The organism is Plantactinospora sp. CNZ321, assembly GCF_004217235.1.
In genome coordinates, this window is record NZ_SHKQ01000001.1 from 7,383,447 (window position 1) to 7,408,570 (window position 25,124).

Consider the following 25,124-nt stretch of genomic DNA (forward strand, 5'->3'; position numbering starts at 1 on the left):
GTCAGGCCCCGCTGCCGTGCCGTGCCGTCGTGGCGAGGTTCCGCTCACCGATCCGGTTCACCTGTGCCTGCATCTGGTGCGCGATCAGCGCCGGATCGACGGCCGGCTCGGTCACCACCGCCAGATGTGAGCCGTCGCCGGCCCGCCGCAGGAACAGGTATCCGCCGTCGAACTCGATCATCAAGTGCCGGAGGGACCGGCCGCCCGACCCGAACTCCCGGCCCACACTGCGACCGAGCGACTGCAACCCGGAGGAGGCGGCCGCGAGCCGGTCGGCGACGTCCTGATCGGTGTGCTCGGACCGGACCATCGCCAGGCCGTCGGCGGAGAGCACCACGGCGTGCCGGACGTACGGCACCGAGACCACCTCGGCCAGCATCCAGCTCTGGTCTTGCATCGCGCTCATCAGGAGCCGCCCATGGGACCCGTGGCGTCGTCCGTGGGGCGGACGGGGCGGTCAGGCGCGTTGGTGGTTGACGGCATGGCGTCCACTCCTCCGTGTGGGCGGAACTCCTCGGATGCAACTGTGATGTCCGGCTCGTCACCGGTCCGGGTGCCGGAGATGAAGGCGCCCATCCAGGAGCCGGCCTGCTCGGGTGTCGGCTCGGCGGACGCCGCGGCCGGTTCCGCCGCCACCGGAGTGACCGACGCGGACTCGCCGCGGCGGGATCGTCGGCGGGGCAGCGTCACGCCGGTGGCCGGGTCGGCGGGTTCCGCCTCGACCGGCCTCGGCCCCGGTTCCGACTGTGCCGCCGGCGGCTGCGCCGGCAGCACGGCCGGCGAGCGCAGCACCACCGCCTCCGGCGGGTCCACCGTCTCCACCACCTTCGACGGGATCAGCACCACGGCCCGCAGCCCGCCGTACGGCGACTCGCTCAGGTCAGCCCGGAAACCGTGCCGGCGGACGTAGTGGCCGACGACGGCGAGCCCGGTCTGCGGAATCTCGCCGAGCTCACCCAGCCCGACCGGGCGCCGCCCGGAGACCGTCTCCCGGGCCTGCTCCAGCCGGTGGTCGTCCATCCCGATGCCGCCGTCGTCGACCTCGATCACCGCACCGCGCTGCACCCGCCGAACCGTCACCGGCACGGTGGTGGCCGGCGGGGACGACTGGGTGGCGTTGGCCAGCAGCTCCGCCACCAGGTGGATGACCGGCTCCACCACCTCGGCGGCGACCGCCACGTCCTGGTCGCCGGAGACCTCGACCCGCTGGTAGGCCAGGATCCGGGCCGATGCGGCACGCACCACGTCCACCATGGCCAGCGGCTCCTGCCACTGCTGCCCCGGCCACTCTCCACAGAGCACGGCGAGGCTCTGCGCGTGCCGGGCCTGCTGCGCGGCGGCGTGGTCGACCCGCATGCTGGACTCCACCACGTCCGGGTCGTGCTGGTGGCGGTCGGCCATCAGCGAGACCTGCTCCTGGATGGAGTGCGCCGCCGTCTGCACCCGGCGGGACAGCGCCACCACCGCCAGCCGCAACGACTCCTCGCGCTCGTCCGACCGCTTCAGCGCGCTGGTCGCCTCGGCGAGGACCTCGTCGACGAGGCCGGCGGTCCGGTCGTCCAGCAGCGGATCGCGCGGTGTGGACGGTACCGGCGATCCGGTCAGCACGGCCGGGAGCCGGGCCCGGAGCAGGTGTTCGAGGGCGTTGTCCACCGCCGCCGACCGCGCCTCGGCCCGTTCCTGCCACTGCCTCTCGCGCTCCGCCAGCTGCTGCTGGTAGCCGCGCACCTGTCTTTCGAACTCCCGCTCGCGCTCGCCGAACGCGGCCCAGGCGGCCCGCTGCCGGCGCCGGAGCACCGCCAGCAGCACCAGGGTCAGCCCGGCGGCTCCGGCCGCCAGCGCGGTGACCGCCGCCGCCTCCGGGCCGGTGCCGAGCACGGCGGCGACCACGGCCGCCGTACCGGCCAGGGTGGTGAGAAGGACGGTGGCCGACCACAGTGGGCGGCCCATGGGCGAGGGACGACCGGACGATTCAAGAGGTGTCATGTTCACCTTCGAGCGGAGGATCCGGGCAGGACGGGGCCCCAAACCGCAGTTCAGGCACGTGGTGGATGAGGATGGTACCCGATCAGATCGGGAGGATCTCCCCTCTGACCGGACAGATGTCGCTGCCGCAAGCGGCGACCGTACGGTGGCCACGCCGCCATGGGTGGATCTCGGTCAGCGGGCCGGACGGAGTCAGTCCGCGCAGGTCGGAGCCGGGGAGACCGGCGTGGTCATCGCGGCCGGCAGTCGGGTCCGGTCACTGAGTACGGCGCAACTGATCTGCTCCGCGGTGACCTCGGTGGCGACCATGGTGGCGCCGTGCAGCATGGCGCGGTTGAGGTTCGCCCCGACCAGCCGGGCGTCGGTCAGGTCGATGTCGACCAGGTTGGCACCGACCAGTCTGGTCCGGACCAGTTCCGCTCCCGGCGCGGTGACGTAGCCGAGGTACGCGTCGCTGAGGTTCGCCCCGGTCAGGTCGGCGGCGGTCAGATTGGTGGCATCGAGACGGGCGCCCCGCAGGTCCGCGCCGACCAGCGTCGCACCCGTCAGCCCTGCCCCGTCCAGCGCGGCGCCGACCAGCACGGCACCGGCCAGCGTCACCCGGTCGAGCATCGCCAGGTTGAGTCGCGCCTCGGTCAGGTCCGCCCCGCCCAGCCGGGCCTCCCGCAGGCTGGCCCGGTCGAGTACGGCACCACGCAGGTCGGCCTCGGTGAGGTCGGCCCGGTCGAGCCGGGCCCCGGTCAGGTCGGCGCCGTCGAGCCGGGCCCCGGTCAGCAGGGCACCGGTCAACCGCGCCTGCGCCAGCGACGCCCCGGTGAGCACCGCCCCGGTCAGGTCCAGCCTGTCACCCGGGCGGTCCCGGGCGGCATCCCGGCGACCGATCACGGTCAATGCCGCCTGCACGTCCACCCCGGGCCGCCGGTCCGGGCCGGCCGGCCGCCGGACCGACCCGGCGGCGGCCTCCGCCGCGTCCAGCTGCGACTGCCGGCGTACGAAGGTGGCGAGCACCGGGACGACGGTCGACTGCTCGGCCGGCGCGTCCCGGAGTACGCCGTCCAGCGCGTGGACGCCGCTGGCCCGTACCACATCGGAGGGCGAGGCGAGCAGCTCGACGGCGGCGGTGAACCTCGCGGTGACCCGGTCGGGTCCGGCGTCGGTGGCGCCGGCGGCGGAATGCAGCGCCACACCGGCCAGCAGCGTGGCCACGGCGCTGAGCACCAGCGCGGGTACGCCGAGAAACAGGACCGGCCGCCGCCGGCCGGGCTGGATATCCATGCACGTAGTCTGCCTGCCGGTTGCTGACCCCGGCTACCCGGCGACGTGCGCACCATCCGGCGGTCTGGGCGTCGTCCAGGGCCGGACGCTATCCGGCGGTGAAGCGGGCGACGACGAACTCGGAGTCGGCCCCGCAGACGATGACCGAGGTGTTCCAGGAGCAGGAGTCGGTGCTGACCTCCTTGAGCAGGCCGAGTTGGGTCAGCTTTCCGGACTCGGCGACCACCCCGGCGACGCTGGCATCCTGGGTGATCGTGCTCAACTCCTTGGCGAAGAGCAGCAGGTTGCCGCCGTCGACCCGGACGGCCACACCGTCCTCGCTCAGCTTCTCGGCCCCCTCGGTGGAGAAGAGTTTCGCCACCGGGTCGCCGCTGGAACCGGTCTGGACCAGGACACGCTCGCCGACCGCCAGCAGGCTCTTCGCCTGCGGCACCTTCCGGCGCCAGGCGGCCTGCTGACTGCCGCCCTGGTCGGTCCGGACCGCCACCAGCTCGGTGCTGTCGGTGCCGGACCCGGCGGTCTCCAGCAGGCAGACCTGCTTCTCCCCGCAGGGCTCCAGTTCGGTCGGCCGGCGGTTCTTGTCCGCCGCGTTGTAGATGGTCGTCGGTGGGCCGAGGGTCTCCAGGTCGTACCGGGCCAGGCCGTAGCCGCCGGTCTTCGGTGCGACGAAGAGCTGTCCCTCGTACGCCAGCACCTCGTCGTCGGTGTCGGCGGCGTCGGCCCGGGACTTCAGCACCTCGCCGTTCGTCACGTCGATGACCCGGATCGAGCCGTCCGCGCCGATCTGCACGAGTCGCGGTTTGGCACCGCGGTTCGGCAGCGCCGCGTCCCCGTACGGCTCGGCGGGCCCACTCACCTCCTGGAGGGTCCGCATCGGATAACCGGCGGCGTCGCTGTCGTACTCGCCCTTCGGGTTCGGCCTGGTCCACTCCTTGCCGGTACGCGCGTTGATCCCGATCAGCATGTCGGCGGTCTCGTCGAGCACCACCACGTACTCGTCGAAGAAGTAGAACCGGTCGTCGCCCCGGACGGCCCGTTTCCACAGCTGGGCACCGGTCACCGGATCGAGGGCGATCAGGTCGCGCGGGGTACTGGTGCTGCTGACCTCCGCCTTGGCCAGCAGTACGTCCGGGAGCGCCTTGATCCATCTCCACCCCTCGGCGCCGGCCGCCGTGGTGATCCACCGTTCGACCTTCGCCGACTCGGCGTGGAGTACCGCGATGTCCAACCGCTGGTCGGTCCGCTGGTAGGCGACGTACGCCCGCTCACCGGCGGTGGCGGTGAGGAGCGAGGTGCGGTTCTTCTCCCGGGTGGCGATCCGGTCGACCTCCTGGAAGGGGACGTAGTCGAGGCCGGGGTAGCGGTCCCGGGTCAGGTAGAGCAGCGTCGCGGCGACCACACCGACCAGCGCGACCAGCGCCCCGACGCCGATCCAGACCGGGCGGCGGCGTGCCAGGCCGGCCAGCCACGCCGACCCGACACCACCGGCCGGATGCGCCGGCCCGACACCACCCGCCGGATGCGCCGACCCGACACCACCCGCCGGATGCGCCGACCCGGTCGGCGGATAGCCGCCGGCAGCCGCCGCCCCGGATGCACCGGCGACCGCCGTAGCCGGACCGGATGCACCGGGGACCGGCGCCGCCCCGGTTTCGTACGCCCGGGGCTGTCCCGGCACCGCGCCGCCGGCGGCGGCCGGGCTGGTCGGCACCGCACCACCGGCGGCCGGGCTGGTCGGCACCCCGGCGCTGCCCCGGGCCGGGAGTGTCGCCGGGAGCGGGAGTTCGGCGAGCGCGCCCTCCGCGACCGGCAGCTCCGGCTGTTCGAGTACGGTCGGCGCGATGCCGAGTTCGGCGTGCAGCATCCGGGCCACCAGCGGAACCCGGGAGGAGCCGCCGACCAGGAACAACCCGGCGAGCTGGTCGACAGCGAGCCCGCTCCTGGCGATCACCGAGGCGGCCTCGTGGACGCCCCGGCGCAGCAGCGGGCCGACCACGCTCTCCAACTCGTCCCTGGTCAGGTGCAGTGCCTGCTCGACGCCGGGCACGGCGACCGGCGCGGTCGCGGTGCGGGAGAGCATCTCCTTGGCTCCGCGTACGTCGTCCCAGAACTGCCGGCGGGCGCGCCACTGGCCGGCGCTGGCCGGCTGGCGCAACTGTTCCCAGATCGGCGGGTACGCGGTCCGGATCACCCCGCCCAGGTGCTCGACCAGCGCCGCGTCCAGGTCGAGCCCGCCGAGGTCGGCGACACCGCCCGAGCCGACCACCACGAACCGGGCCCGACCATTCCCGTCGATGCCCTCGTTGCGGACCACCGCGATGTCCAGGGTGCCGCCGCCGAAGTCGAAGACGGCCAGCGCGGACCGGACCGGCACCGGCCGGCGCAGCACGTCGGTGAAGTAGCGGGCGGCGGCAACCGGCTCCGGCACCAGCAGCGTCCCGCCATTGGGCCGGGCAGCCGGACCGGCACCAGGGAGCCGGGCGGCCGGATCGGCACCGGACGGGACCGGTGGCCAGCCGGCCCGGGCGACGGCGGCGGCCAGGGTGTCCCGGCGACGTGACCCCCAACTGGCCGGGTAGCTGAGTACGGCCGGCGGCAGGAACCCGACCGCCTCCACCGCGGCGTTGGCCACCGCACCGAGCACGCCGGCCAGCAGGTCGACGGTGGCGATCTCGCGGTCACCGAGGAGTACGGCCGGCTCGTCGATCCGCCGCTTGGGGTTCGGTTCGTAACGGGCCGGGTCGGCCTGGGCCAGCCGCTGGGCGTCCCGCCCGACGTGTGGCCGTCCGGCGTCGTCGAGGAACACGCCGGACGGCAGGATCGGCTGCCCGTCGTGCAGCAGCGGTCTGGTCCGGCCGTCGGGCCAGCGCAGCACCGCCACGGTGTGCGAGGTCCCGAGGTCGACGCCGAGCCCGTAGCCTCCGTCCTGACCCGCCATGAACCGACTCCTCCGCCGGGCGAGGGGTTGCCCGGCCCTGCATGTTACGGGGGCACCCCGCAGCACCGGACCCGGCCGTGATGATCTCGCTCGTTCCCGGGGTCGACGGGGACAACGGGGTCGACGGTCGGGCGACGGTCAGGCTGCGGTCAGGCGGCGAGACGGCGGCGGGAGATCTCGGCGAGCGCCACGGCTGCCGCCACGCTGGCGTTGAGCGACTCGACCTCGGAGACCATCGGGATGCTGACCCGCAGGTCACAGGTGCTGCCGACCAGCCGGGACAAGCCTCGTCCCTCGGAGCCGACCACCAGCACCAGCGGACCGACCGCCGCCTCCAGGTCGTACAGCTCGGTCTCGCCGTCGGCGTCCAGCCCGACCACCAGGAACCCCTCCTGCTGGGCGAGCTTCAGCGACCTGGTCAGGTTGGTCACCTGACTGACCGGCACCCGGGCCGCCGCACCGGCACTGGTCCGCCAGGCGGTCGCGGTGATCCCGGCGGCCCGCCGCTCGGGTACGAAGACGCCCTGCGCGCCGAAGGCCGCCGCCGAGCGGATCACCGCACCGAGGTTGCGCGGGTCGGTGATGCCGTCGAGCCCGACCAGCAGCGGTGAGGGCTGCTCCAGCGCCACCGCGAGCATGTCCTCGAACGGCTGGTAGGCGAACGGCGGCACCTGCACGCCGATGCCCTGGTGCAGCACCCCGCCGGTCATCCGGTCCAGCTCGGCCCGGCTGACCTCCAGGATCGCGATGCCCCGGTCGGCGGCGGTCCGGACCGCCTCGTTCACCCGGTCGTCGATGTCGATGCCCTGCGCGACGTAGAGCGCCGTCGCCGGCACCTGTGACCGGAGCGCCTCCACCACCGGGTTGCGCCCGACCAGCAGCTCCGCCGCCTCCCGCCCGGGAGCCGAGCGGCGGCCCGGCGCGACCCGGGGACCCGGACGGGGAGCCGGCTTGCCACCGGGACGCCCGGCACTGGCCGCACCCCGACCGGCGCTGACCGACTTGCGCCCGCCCTTCTTCGTACCGGCGCCGCCGGCACCCCAGGTGGTGTCCTTGCTTCCCGGTATGCCGACCTTCGGCGCCCGCCCCTCCTCGGCGGCCGCCCGGCGCTCCTTCGCCTGCTTCCAGGCGGTGCGCTGCGGCACCTGCTCGGTGCCGGAGTACGCCTTGTGCCAGGGGCGCTCGTCGGCGGGCAGGGTCTTGCCCCGGCCCTTGAGCGCGTCCCGGTTCTTGCCGCCGGAGCCCCTGACGGCGCCCTTCTTGGCGCTGACCCGACGGCCTCGGCGTGGCGAGTTTCCGGGCATCAGTCCTGTTCTCCGATCGTCCAACGCGGCCCGTGCGGGGTGTCTTCGACCACCACGCCCGCGTGCTTGAGCTGGTCGCGCACCGAGTCGGCCGCGGCCCAGTCCTTGCGGCTGCGGGCCTGTGCCCGCTGCTCCAGGGCCAGCGCCACCAGTGAGTCGACCACGGACCGCAGTTCCCCATCCTGCCCGTTGCTGCTCCAGGCCGCGTCGAGGGGGTCGAGCCCGAGTACGTCGAGCATCGCCCGGACCACACCGAGCGCCGCCCGGGTCCCGGCGTCGTCGCCGCCGGAGAGTGCGATCTGGCCGTCCCGGACCGTGTCGTGCAGCACCGCGATCGCCGCCGAGGTGTTCAGGTCGTCGTCCAGTGCCGCGCCGAACTCGGCCGGCAGCTCGGCGAGCGTACCCGCGCCGACCCGTTCCACGGCCCGCCGCACGAAGCCCTCGACCCGGCGGTACGCCACCGCCGACTCGCGCAGCGACTCGTCCGAGTAGTCGATCCGGGACCGGTAGTGCGGGGCGACCAGGTAGTAGCGCAGCTCGACCGGACGGATCCCGATCGAGGCGACGTGGTCGAGGTCGACCACGTTCCCCAGCGACTTGCTCATCTTGGCCTCGCCGAGGTTGAGCAGGCCGTGGTGCACCCAGTACCGGACGAAGGGCAGGCCCGCGGCGCGGGACTGGGCCTGCTCGTTCTCGTGGTGCGGGAAGGTCAGGTCGAGCCCGCCGCCGTGGATGTCGAACTCCGCGCCGAGGTAGCGCCAGCACATCGCCGAGCACTCGATGTGCCAGCCGGGCCGGCCCGGCCCCCACGGCGACGGCCAGGCCGCGTCCGCCGGCTCCTCCGGCTTGGCGCCCTTCCAGAGCGCGAAGTCGTTGACGTCCCGCTTGCCCCGTTCGGCGGACTCCTCCGCGATCTGGGTCTGGGTCGCCTCCGGCCGCTGGCCGGACAGGTCGCCGTATTCGGCGTACGACCGGACGTCGAAGTAGACGTCGCCGGAACCGTCGTCGGCGACGTAGGCGTGCCCCTCGGCGAGCAGCTTCTTGATCAGCTCGTGCATCTCGGGGATGTGCCCGGTCGCCCTCGGCTCGTACGTCGGCGGGAGCACGTTGAGGCTGCGGTACGCGGCACCGAGCAGCACCTCGTTGGCGTACGCGATCGACCAGAACGGGCGGTCCTGCGCGACCGCCTTGGTCAGGATCTTGTCGTCGACGTCCGTGATGTTGCGGATGAAGGTCACCCGGAAGCCGCTGTGCAGCAGCCAGCGTCGCAGCACGTCGTAGTTGACCCCGCCCCGGAGGTGGCCGATGTGCGGCGAGGACTGGACGGTGAGGCCACACAGGTAGATCCCCACCTCGCCGGCACGCATGGGAACGAAGTCCCGCACCGAACGGGTGGCGGTGTCATACAGGCGTAGCGTCACCGTACAAGGGTACCGACCTATGTCTGTTCGGGCTCACCCCGCAGACCCCCACCCGCACCCCGCAGAATCCTCACCCGGCCCGGCTCCGGTCGCGCCGGCTCCCGTGCCGACCGGCACCGGCCGTACGCTGCCTGATGTGGCGAGGGTGGTGGGCGACGGAGCGGCCGACCCAGCGGAGGAGGCCGCCGGCCGGGCCGGCGAGGAGGCCGCCGGCCGGGCCGGCGAGGAGGCCGCCGGCCGGGCCGGCGAGGAGGCCGCCGGCCGGGCCGGCGAGACGGCGCAGACCCTGGACCGTGGCCTGCGCCTGCTGCACCTGGTCGCCGACGCCTCCGGCGGGCTGACCGTGACCGAGGCGGCGACCCGGTTGGGTGTCGGCCGGGCGGTGGTCTACCGGCTGCTGGGCGCACTCACCGAACACGGGATGGTCCGCCGGGACGCCGGTGGCCGGCTGCGGCTCGGCGCGGGACTGCTGCACCTGGCCCGGCGGGCCCAGCCGCTGCTCGCCGACGGGGCGCTGCCGGCGCTGCGCCGGCTGGCCGAGCAGACCGGGGCGACCGCGCACCTGACCGTGGTCGACGGTGCCGAGGGGGTGGCGCTGGCGGTCGTCGAGCCGAGCTGGACGGCGTTCCACGTCGCCTACCGGACCGGCACCCGTCATCCGCTGGACCGGGGCGCGGCCGGCCGGGCGATCCTGGCCGGCCGGCAGGGCCGGGCCGACCCGGTGACGACCAGCGGCGAACTCCAGTCCGGCGCCCACGGCGTCGCCGCACCCGTGCTCGGAGTCCCCGGCCTGGAGGCCAGCGTCGGCGTGGTCGCCCTGGCCGCCCTCGACGTCACGAAGACCGGCCCCCAGGTCCGCGCCGCCGCCACCGAGATCGCCACCGCCCTCTCCTGACCCAGGAGACCGGGCAACTTCCCGGAAAGAGTGGCTCCCGGGGCGCTGGAGGCCACTCTTTCCCTGATATTGCCCGGACCTTCACCGCCTGTTAGGGGGTCTGGCACCAGTGGTGGAGTAGGGCGGGGAGTTCGGCCAGGGAGCGGATCTCGGCGTCGGGGCGCAGGCCGGCCGGGCGGGCCAGGCCGGCGCGGTTGAGCCAGACCGCGCGCAGGCCGGCTGCCTGGGCCGCCTCGACGTCCTTGCTCGGCGAGTCTCCGACGTGCACCACCGACGACGGGGGCGTCCCGGCTGCCGCCAGTACCGCCGCGTAGAACTCCGGTGCCGGCTTCTTCGGTACGCCGCCGACGTGCGCGTAGATCTCGAAGGCGAAGTCCGCGGCCAATCCGCACCGCTCCGGCCGGCTGTTGCCGTTGGTGGCGAAGCCGAGCGTGTACGACCGGCGCAGCACCCCGAGTGCCGGCAGGGTGTCCGCGAAGGGCCGGGTCAGCGCGAACCGCCGGGCGAAGTAGAGCTCCGCGATCGGCTCCAGTTCGGCGGTCAGGCCGGCCCGGGCCAGTGACCGGGCCAGCGCGGCCCGGCGGATCCGGGTGACCGGCTCACCGGCGTGGTCGGCGAGGACGGCGTCCCAGTCCCCCTCGATCTCGGCCAGCGTGACGTCCCGGGCCGCCGGGCTCAGCCGCCGCATCGCAGCGAGTACGGCGACCAGCGCGCCGGTCACCGCCGGACGCAGGTCGACCAGTGTCTCGTCCGCGTCGAACACCACCGTGCGCACGTCCACGCGTACGAGGATAGGTGCCGCCGGGAACGTCAGGGATGGGTCATCCGGAGTACGTCGAGCGCCTCGTCGAGCTGCTCGGCGGTGAGTCGGCCCGCCTCGACGTGTCCCCGGGCGAGCACCACCTCGCGGATCGACAGCTCCTTGGCCAGCGCCTCCTTGGCGATCGAGGCCGCCTCGTCGTAGCCCAGGTGGCGGTTGAGCGGGGTGACCACCGACGGCGACCCCTCGGCGTACGCCAGCGCCACGTCGACGTTCGCGACCAGGCCGACCACGCAGCGGTCGGCGAAGAGCCGGCTGACGTTGGCGAGCAGCCGGATCGACTCCAGCACGTTGCGGGCCAGCACCGGCAGCATCACGTTCAGCTCGAAGTCGCCCTGCGACCCGGCGAAGCCGACCGTGGCGTCGTTGCCGATCACCTGGGCGCAGACCTGCCGGACCGCCTCGCAGACCACCGGGTTCACCTTGCCGGGCATGATCGACGAGCCGGGTTGCAGGTCGGGGATCTGCACCTCGCGCAGCCCGGCCCGGGGGCCGGACCCCATCCAGCGGATGTCGTTCGCGATCTTGTAGAGGCCGACCGCGATCGTGCGGAGCTGACCGGAGACCTCGACCAGCCCGTCCCGGGCGCCCTGCGCCTCGAAGTGGTTGCGCGCCTCGGTCAGCGGCAGCCCGGTCATCTCGCGCAGCTTCTCGATCACCTTGGGCGCGAAGCCGGCCGGGGTGTTGATCCCGGTGCCGACCGCGGTGCCGCCGAGCGGCAGTTCGGCGAGCCGGGGCAGGCAGCTCTCCAGCCGCTCGATGCCGTACCGGATCTGGGTGGCGTACCCGGAGAACTCCTGGCCCATCGTCACCGGTGTGGCGTCCATCAGGTGGGTACGGCCGGCCTTCACCACCTCGGCGAACTCGTCCACCTTGGACTCCAGCGCGAACTCCAGGTGCCGCAGTGCCGGCAGCAGGTCGTGCACGACGGCCTGGGTGGCGGCCAGGTGGATGGAGGACGGGAAGACGTCGTTGCTGGACTGGGCGGCATTCACGTCGTCGTTCGGGTGCACCTCGCGGCCCAGCTTCCGGGCGGCCAGGGTGGCGATCACCTCGTTGGCGTTCATGTTCGACGAGGTGCCGGAGCCGGTCTGGAAGACGTCGATCGGGAACTGGTCGTCGTAGCCGCCGTCGGCGACGTGCGCGGCCGCGGTGACGATCGCCGCGGCGACGGCGTCGTCGATCACGCCGAGTTCGGCGTTCACCGCCGCGGCGGCGCCCTTGATCTGCGCCAGCGCCCGGATATGCGCCGGTTCGAGTCCGCGTCCGGAGATCGGGAAGTTTTGCACCGCCCGCTGCGTCTGGGCCCGCCACAGCGCGTCGACGGGCACCTCCACCTCGCCCATCGTGTCGCGTTCGATCCGGTAGCCGGCCGCCTCTGGTGTGGTCACGCGTTCCATCCTGCCCCGACCCGGGCCGGCTCGCAGATGATCGCCGTCACGGATCGGTCCGCCGGACACCTCAGCCGCCAGTTCCGGCTCGTTCCGGGGTCAGCCGAGTTCGCGTAGCTGCCGCCGTATCTCATGCTGGTCCGGGGTCAGCCGAGTTCGCGTAGCTGCCGCCGAATCTCGTGCTGGTCCGGGGAGTCGACCTGGATCAGCAGGGCGAGCGCCCGGGTCCAGTACGACCGGGCGGCCGCCGGATCGGTCGGGCGCAGGCAGTGGGCCAGTCCATCCAGCGCGCGGGCCTGCTCGTACGGCGTCTGGATCTTCGTCGCGCCGAGCAGTGCCTGCCGGTGCAGGTCCAGCGCGGCGGTGGTGTCCCCGAGATCCAGCATGGCGCGGCCCAGGAGGTTCCGGGCGGTGCACTCGCCGGCCCGGTCCCCGGCGTCCCGCATCGCCACCAGCGCCTCCCGGTGCCGCTGCGCCGCCACCTCCGGCCGGCCGCACCGCCGCTCGACGTTGCCGATCTCGTTGAGCAGGTCCGCGACGGCGAACGGGTTTCCCCGGGCCCGCTGGATACGCAGCGCCACGGACATGTAGCGCAGCGCCCGGTCGCGCTGACCCAGCCGCCCGTACACCCCGCCGATCGAGCCGACGGTGTCCGCCACCACAGCGATCTTGCCGACCTGGCGGGCCAGGAAGAGCCGGTGCCGCAGCACCCGCAGCGCGTCCGAGTAGCGGCCGAGCCCGAGATAGACGCTGCCCAGGTTGGTCAGAGCGCCCGGCATCGCATGCCAGCCGGGTGTCTGCCGGGCCAGCTCCAAGCCGAGTTCGAGGTAGTGCATCGCCTCCCGGGTCCGGCCGAGCATCACCAGCGGCAGGCCGAGGTTGACCGTCGCCACCGACCGCCCGGCGACGTCGCCGAGCCGCTCCCAGATCGCGATGACCACCCGCAGCGACTCGAGCGAACGCTGGAACTCGCCGAGCCGAAAGTACGCCGAGGTGAGGTAGTTGTGCATGATCGCGATCCCGGCGTCGTCGCCGAGCGCCTCCGCCGCCCGCAGCCCGTCGGTGTGGGTCTGGATCAGCTCGTCCAGGTGGCCGCCGAGATAGAGCTGCCGCCAGTTGGCCCGGGCGAGCTGCCAGGCGTACCGGTACAGGCCCTCCTGCACCGCCAGCTGGACCAGCGCCACCATGTTGCGCCGCTCCGCCTCCAGCCAGTCCTGCCCTCGCTGTACCGCGACGGCGACCAGTTCGGGGCGGGCCGGCTGCCCCGGTATGGCCAGCTGGAGGTTTCCGTTCGGTTCGAGGACATGGCTCACCGAGGCGGCGGCGTGCAGGTAGTAGTCGAGCAACGCCTGCAACGCCTGCCGCCGCGCCGGCGCGCCACCGACCACGGTGACCAGTTCGCTGACGTACTCCCGGACCAGATCGTGCAGCTGGAACCGCCCCGCGTCCACCTCGTCCACCAGGTGCGCGTCGACGAGTTCGTCGAGATGTTCCCGGGCCACGGCGAGCGGCAGCTCGGTCAGCGCGGCACAGGCGTACTGGTCGAACTGCACGTCGGGACGCACCCCGAGTAGCCGGAACGTCCGCTGGACCGGCTCCGGCAGCTGGGCGTACGACAGCGCGAAGGCGTCCGCCAGGGTCCGGTGCTCGACGGCGAACTCGGCGAGTACCGGACGGTCCGGGGCGCCGAGCCGCTGGGCGAGGTCCGCGACCCGCCAGCGCGTACGGTGGGCCAGCCGGGCTGCGGCGAGCCGGATCGCCAGGGGCAGGTATCCGCAGCGCCGGACCACCTCCTCCGCCGCCGTCGGCTCGGCCCGGACCCGTTCCGGGCCGGCGATCCGGGCCAGCAGGTCGACCGCCTCGGCGGGCTCCAGCACGGTCAGCGACTGCGCACGTACCCCATCCAGGCCCACCAGCCGGCGCCGGCTGGTCACCACGGTCAGGCAGCCGGGACCGGCCGGCAGCAGCGGGCCGACCTGGGCGGTGCTGGCCGCGTTGTCCAGCACCAGCAGTACGCGCCGGCTGGCCAGCTCGGTGCGCCACAGCGCCAGCCGGTCATCGAGGCCGGCCGGGATCCGCTCCCCCGGTACCCCGAGTTGCCGCAGCAGCGTGCCGACGGCCGTGCTCGCCGGCAGCGGGCTGTGCAGGCTGTGCCCGTGCAGGTCGACGAAGAGGTGCGCGTCCGGGTACGCGGCACCCAGCGCCGTCGCCAGGTGTACGGCCAGCGCGGTCTTGCCGCTGCCCGGCATGCCGTCGATGACGTGGACGGCGGAGAAGCTCGGATCGGCCTCCTCTATCTCCTTACGCAGCCGGGCGATGGTCTCGTGCCGGCCGGTGAAGTCCTCGATGGCCCGGGGCAGGGCACGTACCGGCGACCGGGGCTGGGGCTCCTCGTCCGCCGGCTCGACCTCGCCGGCGAGTATCCTCCGGTGGACCTCCCGCAGTGCCGGTCCGGGTTCGATGCCGAGCTCTCCGGTCAGGATCTCCCAGCCGGCCCGGAACACCGCGAGCGCCTCCGCCCGGCGGCCGCTGTCGGCGAGCGCCAGCATCAGTTGGCCCCGGAGCCGCTCCCGCAGCGGGTGGCGTTCCACCAGTTCGGTCAGTTCGGCGACCAGGTCGCCGCTGCGGCCGCCGAGCCGCAGTTCGAGCGCGAAGCTGTCCTCCATCGCCAGCATCCGCTGCTCGTCCAGCGACGCCGCGCCCCGGCGGACGGCGTGACCGCTGATGCCGGCGAGCGCCGGACCGCGCCAGAGCGCGAGGGCGGCCCGGTACCCCTCCCGCGCCTCCGGCCAGTTCTGCTCGGCGACGGCGCTGCGGGCCCCGGCTACCAGCCGCTCGAAGCGGTGCGCGTCCAGGTCGTCCGGCCCGAGCACGATGCGGTAGCCGGCGGGGCCGGTGACGATCGTCTCACCGGGCACTCCGGCGGCGACCAGCAGCCGGCGCAGCCGGGAGACGCAGGTCTGCAACTGCCCGCGCGCGGTGACCGGCGGATCGGCCTCCCAGACCGCGTCGACCAGATCGTCGACGGGTACCACCTGCGGGGCATGCAGCAGTAACACCGCCAGAACCACTCTGTCCCGGCCGGCGGTCACCGTCGACTCGCCGCCGCTCACCTGGAGCGGCCCAAGAATTCCGAACCGCATGCCGGCTCCTGACCGAGGTCACATCCGGCAGCAGGGTAACCCGACAATCACGCGCGGCAGAATCGACTTGATAGCGGGCTGGCAGTGGAACGAGAGTGCCACCGCGAACACTGTGCACAGCACGTATGAAGTTGGGTACAGCACCGACGGGGGCGGTGCGTCCGGCGACCTGCGGGGGCGGCGGACGCACCGTGTCGGAGCAGCGGTTTCGCCGCCATCCACACCTGAGGAGACGCCAGGACATGGATGCCTCTGCACGTCCCCGGCGGACCCGGCCGGCGCCGGCCGCCGGGGACGTGTTGCAGTTCGCCGAATCCGACTACTGCTACGGAACCGGCCCGCTCGTCCTCCGGGTCACCCGGGTCGGCGCGGATCTCGGCCGGTATCCCCAGCTCGAGTGGCTGTCCCTACGCGGCGTGGAGTTGCGCGGGGACGGCAGCGCAGGTCCCGAACGGCAGGTGCTGGTCCGCACCAGCGCCCTGTCCCACGCCGACTGAGTCGCGTTTCAGGTTGCCCGTCGTCCAGCGCCGCCCGATGGGCAACGCTGCAGTTCCTTCGGATCCAGGTAATCCGCCTAGCGGGTTGACACTCAGGCGTCATTCCTCTCCGTCCCGGATGATCTGGCGGATGCGCTCCCGGCTGTAGCCGGTGACCTCAACGATGTCGCGCTGTCGCGTCCCGGCCGCTGCCTTGGCCCGAATCGCCTCGGCCAGCTCCGCACGCGCCTGGTCCACCCGGGCGCGAGCCTCGGCTAAAAGTCGGGCGGCCCGCTCCTCGGCGCGAGATACCCCAGCCTGCGCCGCACGCAGCTTCCGTACCGCCGACTCCAAGTCCGCCACTTGGCCATTCCAACAGGCCAGATGTTAGGCCAACTCATGTATCCCCTGATTTGGCCAACCTCATAGCTTGATGTTTGGCCAAATATCTAGTGTGATAGTTGGCATCTGCGGATGCTCGGACGGGCCGGCGATCCCCGGGCGCCCGCTGGGTGACTCCAAGTAGAGGAGATTCAGATGGCCAGCTTCGCGCCTACGGAGATCCGGGTGGTCGGTCCGCGTGAGTTGCCGGCGGACGGGAAGGTGCAGGTCTGGACCGACAGCGGTTCCGGCCATGGGCACGAGATCAGGGTGTGCACCGAACACCTGATGCTGTCCGTCCTCGACTCCGGCGACGGTGCCACCGCCATCTACGATCTCCGGGTCTTCTACTGCCGGGGCTGACCCAACCCCGACGCGACAAAGCCCTCGATCAGCCGCCCCTGCTCTGACCTCGCCGCGACCGGTCAGGTGGCTGACCCTTACGGTCTGACTTCGATCAGTCAACCCGCACCCCTGCCCGCGTCGGCGCCCGACCGAACCCATGATCGTCTTGGCGATCACCTGGACAGCAGAGGCGTTATCGGGCTCCGGTTACGCCTCTGCTGTCCAGGTGAATGCAGGCGGCTGCTCGACGGGGCGCCTGCCCGACGGCCAAGAGGTCCGGGACGGGACCGAAGAGTAGGTCGGTGCTTGGCGGACCGGAGCTGACGTACCGATCCGAGGACGGGCGTGACCTTCCGCTGCTGGTCTGGCGACTTCACCGACCGGCGCTGGTGATCAGCTCCGGCCCGCTCGGCGGCGGGGGGTACGCGTCACTGGGTGGTCAACGCGACCGTGCCGATGTCGTACCGCCGGGACGACCCGGATGCCCACCTGGCAGCAGGCGCTGAGCGATAGCGTCGGTCAGCGGCGGCCGACGGTCAGTACCGGCTTTGTGACCTCGGCGAAGAAGTCGTTGCCCTTGTCGTCGACGACGATGAAGGCCGGGAAGTCCACCACCTCGATCTTCCAGACCGCCTCCATGCCGAGTTCCGGATATTCCAGGACCTCGACGTGCTTGATGCAGTCCTGGGCCAGCCGGGCGGCCGGGCCGCCGATGGAGCCGAGATAGAACCCGCCGTGCTGTTCGCAGGAGCGGGTCACCTGACCGGACCGGTTGCCCTTGGCCAGCATCACGTGCGAGCCACCCGCGGCCTGGAACTTCTGCACGTACGCGTCCATCCGGCCGGCCGTGGTCGGGCCGAACGAGCCGGAGGCGTACCCCTCGGGGGTCTTCGCCGGTCCGGCGTAGTAGACCGCGTGGTCGCGCAGGTACTGCGGCATCGGCTCACCCGCGTCCAGCCGCTCGGCGATCTTGGCGTGCGCGATGTCCCGGGCCACCACCAGCGGGCCGGTCAGCGAGAGCCGGGTCTTCACCGGGTATTTCGACAACTCGGCCCGGATCTCGTCCATCGGCCGGTTCAGGTCGATCTGGACCACCTCGGAGCCCTGGTCGAGCTGGGCGTCGGTGACGTCCGGCAGGAACCGGGCCGGGTCGGTCTCCAGCCGCTCCAGCCAGACGCCGGACGGGGTGATCTTGCCTACCGCCTGCCGGTCGGCGGAGCAGGAGACCGCGATCGCGACCGGGCAGGAGGCACCGTGCCGGGGCAGCCGGACCACGCGTACGTCGTGGCAGAAGTAGCGCCCGCCGAACTGCGCGCCGATGCCGAACTGCCGGGTCAGCTCCAGTACCTCGCCCTCCAGCTCCAGGTCGCGGAAGCCGTGCGCCAGCATCGAGCCGGCGGTGGGGAGGTTGTCCAGGTACTTCGCGGAGGCGAGCTTCGCGGTCTTCAGGGCGTACTCGGCGGAGGTGCCGCCGATCACCACGGCGAGGTGGTACGGCGGGCAGGCCGAGGTGCCGATCAGCCGCAGCTTCTCCTCCAGGAACTGCATCATCCGCTTCGGATTGAGCAGCGCCTTGGTCTCCTGGTAGAGGTACGACTTGTTGGCCGAGCCGCCGCCCTTGGCCATGAAGAGAAACTTGTACGCGTCCGGGTGCCCGTCCGGGTCCTCGGCGTAGATCTCCACCTGGGCCGGCAGGTTGCTGCCGGTGTTCTTCTCCTCCCAGGTGGTGAGCGGGGCGAGCTGCGAGTACCGCAGGTTCAGCCGGGTGTACGCCTGGTAGACCCCCCGGGACACCGCCTCGTCGTCGGCACCGTCCGTCAACACGTGCCGTCCCCGCTTGCCCATCACGATCGCGGTGCCGGTGTCCTGGCACATCGGTAGTACGCCCCCGGCGGCGATGTTCGCGTTGCGCAGCAGGTCCAGCGCGACGAAGCGGTCGTTCGGAGACGCGGCCGGATCGTCGATGATGGCCCGCAGCTGGGCGAGGTGTGCCGGCCGCAGGTAGTGGGAGATGTCGTGCATCGCCTCGGCGGTCAGCGCGGTCAGCGCCGACGGCTCCACGGTCAGGAAGCGACGGCCGCCCGGCCCGTGAACCACGTCTACGCCCTCGTCGGTGACCAGTCGGTACTCGGTCTGGTCTGCGCCGACGGGCAACAGGGGGGAGTACGAGAACGGCGCGCCACTGCTCATAGCCGGCAAGCCTAGGCCAGCCGACCGCGGCCGGCCCACCCGCCGGGTCGGCCCTGCGACGTCGCTCTCATCCGGCTGCCGACGCGGGAAACACGCTCAGCCGTCCTTGCCGTTCTCCGGTGGGCACTCCGGCTGCTTCGGGCCGCCGCACTCGACGCCGGGCTCCGGTTCCGGCCCGCCCGGGCCGGCGGTCGGCCCCGGGCCGCCGGTCGAGACCCCGGCGAACCGGAGGTACCCGATGTCCCGCCCGTCGCCGATCACCATCCCGGCCGGACCCACCGCGAGCACCTCGGCCGACGAGCGGACGTTGGCCAGTTCCCGGCCGCTGCGCGGGTCGAGTGCGACGATCCGGTTCGGACGCCGGTCGATCAGCAGGGCGGCGTGCCGGGCGAGCGCCGCCCCGCCCTCGGAGTGGACCGGCCGGGTCCACCGGGCCCGGTCGATGGCGAGTTCGCTGCCGATGACCGAGCGCTGGTCGGCGGAGCGGGAGAGCGCGTACCGGTCGTCGACGGCGAGCAGCTTCTCACCCTTCGGGCCGCTCCAGAGCACCCGGCCGTCGTACGCGTCGATCACCGTCTCCCGGGCGTCCGGCCCGACGCCGACGAAGACGTTCTCGCCGCCCTGTGGATCCTCCCGCTGTACGCAGCCGGCACCGTCGGCGGTACGCAGGTTGAGCCCGTCCCGGCGCCACACCTCCTGCCCGGTCGCCGGGTCCCGGGCCACCACGGTGAAGTAGCAGGTGCCGTCGGCGGCGCGGGCCTCGATGCGCAGCATCCGGCCGCCGACCACCACGATCCGGTCCTGCTGCCCGGGCTTCACGTCCTGCATCACCCGGCCGGTGGCGGTGTCCACGATGTGTACCCGGCCGTCGACGGAGAGCCCGAGCAGCGGCGGCATCTCCACCGGGCCGCCGGCACCCTCGTGTACCCGCCGGGTGGTCAACGGCCGGGTGCCGAGGGTGTCGGGGTTGCCGGCGAGCGGCCCGGTCTCGACCCCGGGCAGGAACGTCGTCCAGATCGGATTGCTGCCCCGGGGATCCCACGCGGTCAGGGTGCAGTCCCGGGGCTCCCGGCAGCGCACGTCGAGCACGGCGTTGCGGTACGTCCAGACGCCGACCGCCGCGCTGTCCTTGCGGCGTACCGCTCCGGTGTCGGGGTCGAGCAGCTCGTAGCCCTTGCTCAGCAGCTTGCCGACGGCGACGACGGCGTCCCGGTCGCCGCCCGCGACGGCCGCCCAGTCGGCCTTGCGCTCCCAGAGTCGCAGGCCCGTGGCGAGGCTGCGGGCCTCGACCCGGGTGCGGTAGCGGATCACCACCGTGTTGCCGGCGATGGTGACGCTCTGCGGGGTACCGCCGATCCGCTGTTGCCAGACGACGTCCGGCTCGGAGATCGGCTCGTCGCGGTTGACCCAGTCCCAGACTCCGGGGAACGGGTTCCAGACGTTGGTGGCCGCGAGCACGATGACCGCGATCAGCGCGATGGCCAGGGCGGACATCGCGCCCGCGCTCCGGGCGCTCCCCTTGGCCATCCGCTTACCGTAAACGAGAGGGCGCGGCAAGTGCCGCTAGGCGTTATGTCCGTGTCGTGGATCTTCGTGCAACCGGCTCCGGACGGAGCCAGCGCCACAGCAGCAGGGTCGCGGCCATCGAGGCGACCCCGGCGAGCACCATCACCCGGCCCGGCGGGAGCCACTCGGCGAGCAGCCCGGCCAGCCCGGCGGTCAGGCCCTGCGCGGTCATCAGCCCGGTGGCCAGCAGCCCGAACGCCTGCCCCCGGCGCTGTTCCGGCACCGCCGCCAGGAACCGCCGGGCCAGCCCGAGCTGGAAGGCGAAGCCGAAGGTGGCCAGCCCGAACAGCACGGCGCCGGCGGCCAGCCCCGGTCCGGCGGCGAAGCCCAGCATCGGCGCACCGAGCAGCAGCGCCAGCCACGGGGCCAACCGCTCCCGCCGGGCCGGCGCGACCCACCGTCCGAGCACCAGGTCACCGAGGAGCATGCCGAACGCCGACGCCGCGAAGAGCACCCCGGCGCTCGCCCCGGGACCGAGGTCGTCGGCGTACGGCACGATCACGCCCTCGGCGCCGACCAGCAGCGACCCGGGCAGCCACTGCACCAGCAGCAGTCCCCGGATCCGCCGGTCGCGCAGCAGCAGCCGGTTGACCCGCCAGGTCTGCCGGACCACCCCGTGTGCCGCCGCCCGGCGTGGCCGCTCCGCCACGCCGTACCGCACCAGGAGGGCGGAGAGCCCGCAGGTGAGCGCGGTCAGCCAGAGCGCGCCGTACGGGCCGACCAGGCCGAGCAGCAGGCCGCCGAGGCCGAACCCGAGCACCTGGGTGGCACCCGCCGCGATGGTGAAGAGCGAGCGCCCGAGTACGTAGCCGTCCCCGACGAGCAGTTCCGGCAGCAGGGCGTTGCGGGCGGCGCTGCTCACCGGGGCCAGCAGCCCGACCGCGAAGACCAGTCCGAGCATGCCGGCCGGTGGGAGCACGCCGAGCGCGAGCAGCGCGGCCGCGGCCAGCCGCAGCAGGTCGTAGCCGACCATCAGGGCCCGGGGACGCCACCGGTCGGCGAGGGCGAGCAGCAGTACGCCGCCGATCGCGTGTGGCAGGAAGCCGACCACGTACGCCAGCGCGGCGAGCAGCGGCGACCCGGTCCGTTCGTAGATCAGTACGGCGAGGGCGAGCATCTTCACCGTCTCGCCGACCATAAACACGCCGAAGCCCGCGAAGATCGCCCGAAACTCGGGTACCGCCAGCACACTGCCGAACGTCGCCGGCCGGTCGTCCGGCTCCGGTCTGCTCGCCCGGTCCTCGACCGGGCCCGTCGCGGTGCTCACCCGGCCAGCGTGCGCGACCCCACCGCGCCGCACTAGTGTTTCGGGCAGGAGCGAAAGGTGCCGGCAGTCCCCGGGCCGTCGGAGCGGAATCGGCGGAAGGAGCCGGCGTCGGTGACCATCCGGATCGAGGTGACCCCGGCCGACGTGGCGGCCAGCCGGTTCGCCATCTCGCCGCTCGGCGAGGCGATGTCGGCGTTGCGGCTCTGCGCCGGGCAGCACCGGTCGGCCGCGCTGGCCCCCTGGGTGGCCCGGGTCCGGGACCGGTACCTGCGGTTGCGGCGGGACTCACCGTCCGTCGGTGCGCTGCTGACGCTGCTGCGCCGGGACGGCTACAACGCGGACTTCGTGCAGCCGCCGCCTCCGGCGGTCGGGTTGAGCTTCGCCGACGAACTGGCCGCGATCCGGGCAACCCCGCTGGAGCAGGCCCGCGAGGAGCTGGCCCGCAACCTGGCCGGGCACCGGACCCCGCCGGAGTACGCGCGGCGGATCTTCGAGGCACCGGACGTGGTCGACCGGATCGCCGACGGAATCGAGGCGGCCTGGACCGCGCTGGTCGCGCCCGACTGGCCACGGCTGCGGGCGGTACTCGAACGGGACCTGCTGCGCCGGGCCGGGCAGCTCGGCACGTACGGCTGGGCCGCCGCGCTCGCCGATCTCGACTCCCGGCTGCGCTGGGTCTCGGACGGGGTGGACGGGGTGATCGAGGTCGACTGCGCCGACCGGGGCAGCCGGAAGCTGGCCGGCCGGGGGCTGCTCTTCGTACCCACCGCCTTCGGCCCGCTGATCAGCTACACCGAGCCGCCCTGGCCGTACGCGATCGTCTATCCCGCTCGGGGCGTGGCCGACCTGCTCGGCCCGCCACCGCCCGGCCGTACCCCGGACGCGGTGGACCGGCTGGTCGGCGCCTCCCGGGCGGCGGTGCTGCGGGCCCTGGCCGTCCCCGCCACGACCAGCCAGCTCGTCGCCCAGCTCGGCAGCGGGTTGGGCAGCGTCGGCGGGCACCTGGCGGTGCTCCGGGACGCCGGGCTGGTCAGCCGGACCCGGCTCGGCCGTTCGGTCCGCTACGAGCGGACCGCGCTCGGCGACGCGCTCGTCGCCGAGCCCGCCCCCTCCGACGCGCCCGCCCCGCCCGACGCGCCCGTCGCCGAGCCCGCCCCCTCGGGCGCGGCGTCCACGGCCGAGCGGAGCAGCGGCAGCACCCGGTAGGGGATCTTCTCCGCCAACGCGATGATGCTGGAGGCCCGGGCGATCTGCTCGTGCGCGACGATCTGGTCGAGCACCCGTTGCAGGTCGGCGTTGGAGCGGGCGACGATCCGGCAGAGCACGTCACCGGAGCCGGTGATGGTGTGCGCCTCCAGCACCTCGGGGATGCCGAGCAGGTGTGCGGTCACCGGGTCGTGGCCGGACCGCTGGTTGATCTCCAGCGTGACGAAGGAGGTCACCGCGAAGCCGAGCGCCGCCGGGTCGAGCTGCGGCCCGAGACCGGCGATCACGCCCCGGGCGAGCAGCTTGTCCAGTCGGGCCTGCACGGTGCCCCGGGCCACCTGGAGCCGGCGGGAACACTCCAGCACGCCGATCCGGGGTTCGGCGGCGAGCAGGTCGATCAGGCGGACGTCGAGCCGATCAAGCCGCACATCTTGCACAGTAGTCACGGCTGATCACCATACTAAATGCACAACCTGCTCAGCGTTTTGCGGATTGGTTGCCCAGTCAGCACCCCGAGCGGGATGCTCCCGGAAAGACCGGCCGGGCCGCCGGCCGGTCGCGGCACCCCAGGAGGCAGGACGATGACCAGCGCACTCCACAAGCCGTCCGGCGCCGGCTCGGCTCTGGACGTCGACGTCGACGTCGACCGGCTCGTCGGGGCCGTCGCGCACGACGACGCCGCCGACCCCTTCCCGGTCCAGGGGATCGACCACATCCGGTTCATGGTCGGCAACGCGAAGCAGACCGCGCACTACTACTCGACCGCGTTCGGGATGACCCGGGTGGCGTACCGGGGACCTGAGCAGGGCCACCGGGAGCACGCCGAGTACGTGCTGACCAGCGGCTCGGCCCGGTTCGTCTTCACCGGCGCGGTCCGCCCGGGCGCCCCGGACGCCGACCACGTGGCCCGGCACGGCGACGGCGTACTCGACATCGCGCTGGCGGTGCCGGACGTGGACGCCGCGTACGCGCACGCGATGGCGCAGGGCGCCACCGGCCTGGCCGCCCCGTACGACGTGACCGACTCACACGGCACGGTCCGGATCGCCACCATCGCCACCTACGGCGACACCCGGCACTCGCTGGTCGACCGCTCGGGCTACCGGGGCCCGTTCCTGCCCGGCTTCGTCGCCCAGGGCCCGATCGTGGACCGGCAGCCGATGATCGACGCCGGCCTGCAGCCGAAGCGGTTCTTCCAGGCCGTCGACCACGTCGTCGGCAACGTCGAGCTGGGCCGGATGGACGAGTGGGTGGAGTTCTACCGCCGGGTCATGGGCTTCACCAACATGGCCGAGTTCATCGGCGACGACATCGCCACCGACTACTCGGCGCTGATGTCGAAGGTGGTGGCGAACGGCACCCGCAAGGTCAAGTTCCCGCTCAACGAGCCGGCGGTGGCCCGCCGCAAGTCGCAGATCGACGAGTACCTGGAGTTCTACGGCGGACCCGGTGCCCAGCACATCGCGCTGGCCACCAACGACATCCTGGCCAGCGTCGACGCGATGCGGGCGGCCGGCGTGGAGTTCCTGGACACCCCGGACTCGTACTACGACGACCCGGAACTGCGGGCCCGGATCGGCCAGGTACGCGCCCCGATCGAGGAGCTGAAGGCCCGGAAGATCCTGGTCGACCGGGACGAGGACGGCTACCTGTTGCAGATCTTCACCAAGCCGGTGCAGGACCGGCCGACGGTCTTCTTCGAGCTGATCGAGCGGCACGGATCCCTCGGTTTCGGCAAGGGCAACTTCAAGGCACTCTTCGAGGCCATCGAGCGGGAGCAGGAGGCGCGCGGGAACCTGTAACACTGTCAGCGTGACCCAGCAGCCTCCCACCATGCATCCGCCGCCGCAGGGGTACGTCCCACCGCAGGGATACGGCCCGCCGCCCGGCTACGGCCCGCCCGGCTACGGCCCTCCGGGGCACGCGCCGGGCCGGCCGGGCCACGGGCCGGTCCCGGGTTACCCGGTGGCGCCGCCGCCGGTCAGCCCGTCCGGGCAGCCGCTCGCCTCGTTCGGTGACCGACTGCTGGCGTACCTGATCGACTCGGCGATCCTCTTCGGGACGATGATGGTGATCGCGATCCCGGTCTTCGTGGTCTACTTCACCACGGGGGGTGCGGACTTTTTCACCGTGACCGATCCGGACACCGTCACCCTTGAGCTGTACCTGTCGGACTTCCTGGTGCCGCTGCTGTTGCTGGAGGCCGGCCTGCTACTGGTCGGGCTCGCCCTCCAGTACGTCTACCACGTGGAGCTGGCGAAACGGACCGGGCAGACGGTCGGCAAGCGGGTGATGAAGATCAAGATCATCCCGCTGGATCCGGCCGGCACGATCGGCCGGCCCCCGCTGGCCCGGCGGTTCCTGGTCCAGGCGGCCGGCGGCCTGGTGCCCGGGCTGAACTACCTCGACGGCCTCTGGCAGCTCTGGGACAAGCCGTACCAGCAGTGCCTCCACGACAAGTTCGCCAAGACCGTGGTGGTTAAGGTGCCAGCGTGAACGTCTGGACTCAATCAAGGTCGT

General features: G+C 72.8%; 19 protein-coding genes and 2 pseudogenes. 7 read left to right on the forward strand and 14 right to left on the reverse strand.

Annotated elements, in window-relative coordinates:
- Position 1: 1 nt before the first annotated feature.
- The 6 genes from EV371_RS32105 to cysS form a co-directional block, all read right to left on the reverse strand.
- A complete protein-coding gene (locus EV371_RS32105; RefSeq protein WP_207230665.1) occupies positions 2-406 on the reverse strand; it encodes a roadblock/LC7 domain-containing protein in 405 nt (134 codons plus the stop codon).
- Positions 406-1,950 (reverse strand): ATP-binding protein, encoded by a 1,545-nt coding sequence (locus EV371_RS32110; RefSeq protein WP_165436890.1) that lies wholly within the window; start codon positions 1,948-1,950, stop codon positions 406-408. The genes EV371_RS32105 and EV371_RS32110 overlap by 1 nt, the downstream gene beginning before the upstream one ends.
- A gap of 228 nt (positions 1,951-2,178) precedes the next feature.
- A complete protein-coding gene (locus tag EV371_RS32115; RefSeq protein WP_130465362.1) occupies positions 2,179-3,261 on the reverse strand; it encodes a pentapeptide repeat-containing protein in 1,083 nt (360 codons plus the stop codon).
- Between the two features lie 88 nt (positions 3,262-3,349).
- Positions 3,350-6,199, reverse strand: a complete 2,850-nt coding sequence (locus EV371_RS32120; protein WP_130465363.1) for an Hsp70 family protein — start codon at positions 6,197-6,199, stop codon at positions 3,350-3,352.
- Between the two features lie 149 nt (positions 6,200-6,348).
- The gene (gene rlmB, locus EV371_RS32125) at positions 6,349-7,503 is read right to left on the reverse strand and encodes a 23S rRNA (guanosine(2251)-2'-O)-methyltransferase RlmB (protein ID WP_130465364.1); all 1,155 of its coding nucleotides are present in this window, start codon (positions 7,501-7,503) and stop codon (positions 6,349-6,351) included.
- A complete protein-coding gene (cysS, locus tag EV371_RS32130) occupies positions 7,503-8,924 on the reverse strand; it encodes a cysteine--tRNA ligase (RefSeq protein WP_130465365.1) in 1,422 nt (473 codons plus the stop codon). The genes rlmB and cysS overlap by 1 nt, the downstream gene beginning before the upstream one ends.
- A 286-nt stretch (positions 8,925-9,210) precedes the next feature.
- Here cysS and EV371_RS32135 point away from each other — a divergent pair, with 286 nt between their 5' ends.
- The gene (locus EV371_RS32135) at positions 9,211-9,819 is read left to right on the forward strand and encodes an IclR family transcriptional regulator (protein ID WP_349338939.1); all 609 of its coding nucleotides are present in this window, start codon (positions 9,211-9,213) and stop codon (positions 9,817-9,819) included.
- A gap of 91 nt (positions 9,820-9,910) precedes the next feature.
- On the opposite strand, the gene EV371_RS32140 is transcribed toward EV371_RS32135, so the two are convergent.
- The 3 genes from EV371_RS32140 to EV371_RS32150 all read right to left on the reverse strand — a co-directional run bounded on the left by EV371_RS32140 (position 9,911) and on the right by EV371_RS32150 (position 15,173).
- Positions 9,911-10,600 carry an HAD family hydrolase gene (locus tag EV371_RS32140; protein WP_349338919.1) on the reverse strand — a complete coding sequence of 230 codons (690 nt, stop codon included), beginning with the start codon at positions 10,598-10,600 and terminating at the stop codon, positions 9,911-9,913.
- A 29-nt stretch (positions 10,601-10,629) separates the two neighbouring features.
- Positions 10,630-12,030 carry a class II fumarate hydratase gene (locus EV371_RS32145; protein ID WP_130465366.1) on the reverse strand — a complete coding sequence of 467 codons (1,401 nt, stop codon included), beginning with the start codon at positions 12,028-12,030 and terminating at the stop codon, positions 10,630-10,632.
- Positions 12,031-12,176: 146 nt separating this feature from the next.
- The gene (locus tag EV371_RS32150) at positions 12,177-15,173 is read right to left on the reverse strand and encodes a BTAD domain-containing putative transcriptional regulator (protein ID WP_130465367.1); all 2,997 of its coding nucleotides are present in this window, start codon (positions 15,171-15,173) and stop codon (positions 12,177-12,179) included.
- A 242-nt stretch (positions 15,174-15,415) separates the two neighbouring features.
- On the opposite strand from EV371_RS32150, the gene EV371_RS32155 reads away from it, so the two are divergent.
- A complete protein-coding gene (locus EV371_RS32155) occupies positions 15,416-15,670 on the forward strand; it encodes a hypothetical protein (RefSeq protein WP_130465368.1) in 255 nt (84 codons plus the stop codon).
- A 99-nt stretch (positions 15,671-15,769) separates the two neighbouring features.
- Here EV371_RS32155 and EV371_RS32160 read toward each other — a convergent pair whose 3' ends face one another.
- Positions 15,770-16,012: a hypothetical protein gene (locus tag EV371_RS32160; RefSeq protein WP_130465369.1), complete on the reverse strand. Its 243-nt coding sequence runs from the start codon at positions 16,010-16,012 to the stop codon at positions 15,770-15,772.
- Between the two features lie 174 nt (positions 16,013-16,186).
- On the opposite strand from EV371_RS32160, the gene EV371_RS32165 reads away from it, so the two are divergent.
- A complete protein-coding gene (locus tag EV371_RS32165) occupies positions 16,187-16,393 on the forward strand; it encodes a hypothetical protein (RefSeq protein WP_130465370.1) in 207 nt (68 codons plus the stop codon).
- Positions 16,394-16,677: 284 nt separating this feature from the next.
- Positions 16,678-16,885, forward strand: a pseudogene (locus EV371_RS34860) (adenosylcobinamide amidohydrolase); the annotation flags it as partial.
- A gap of 9 nt (positions 16,886-16,894) precedes the next feature.
- Here the strand turns inward: EV371_RS34860 and EV371_RS32175 are convergent.
- The 3 genes from EV371_RS32175 to EV371_RS32185 form a co-directional block, all read right to left on the reverse strand.
- Positions 16,895-18,565, reverse strand: a complete 1,671-nt coding sequence (locus EV371_RS32175; RefSeq protein ID WP_130465371.1) for a fumarate hydratase — start codon at positions 18,563-18,565, stop codon at positions 16,895-16,897.
- A gap of 96 nt (positions 18,566-18,661) precedes the next feature.
- Entirely contained in the window at positions 18,662-20,092 is a 1,431-nt protein-coding gene (locus EV371_RS32180; RefSeq protein WP_130465372.1) for an outer membrane protein assembly factor BamB family protein, read from the reverse strand.
- Positions 20,093-20,135: 43 nt separating this feature from the next.
- Positions 20,136-21,398 carry an MFS transporter gene (locus EV371_RS32185; protein WP_486484878.1) on the reverse strand — a complete coding sequence of 421 codons (1,263 nt, stop codon included), beginning with the start codon at positions 21,396-21,398 and terminating at the stop codon, positions 20,136-20,138.
- A 117-nt stretch (positions 21,399-21,515) separates the two neighbouring features.
- Between EV371_RS32185 and EV371_RS32190 the strand changes: the two are divergent.
- Positions 21,516-22,490, forward strand: a pseudogene (locus EV371_RS32190) (ArsR/SmtB family transcription factor); the annotation flags it as partial.
- Here the strand turns inward: EV371_RS32190 and EV371_RS34865 are convergent.
- Positions 22,460-23,050, reverse strand: a complete 591-nt coding sequence (locus tag EV371_RS34865; RefSeq protein WP_130465373.1) for an Lrp/AsnC family transcriptional regulator — start codon at positions 23,048-23,050, stop codon at positions 22,460-22,462. The pseudogene EV371_RS32190 and the gene EV371_RS34865 sit on opposite strands and share 31 nt — an antisense overlap.
- Positions 23,051-23,185: 135 nt before the next feature.
- On the opposite strand from EV371_RS34865, the gene hppD reads away from it, so the two are divergent.
- Both hppD and EV371_RS32205 read left to right on the forward strand, forming a co-directional pair.
- On the forward strand, positions 23,186-24,406 hold the full coding sequence (gene hppD / locus EV371_RS32200) for a 4-hydroxyphenylpyruvate dioxygenase (RefSeq protein ID WP_130465374.1): 1,221 nt from the start codon (positions 23,186-23,188) through the stop codon (positions 24,404-24,406).
- 10 nt (positions 24,407-24,416) lie between these two features.
- The gene (locus EV371_RS32205; protein ID WP_486484879.1) at positions 24,417-25,100 is read left to right on the forward strand and encodes an RDD family protein; all 684 of its coding nucleotides are present in this window, start codon (positions 24,417-24,419) and stop codon (positions 25,098-25,100) included.
- The last annotated feature ends 24 nt before the right edge of the window (positions 25,101-25,124 follow it).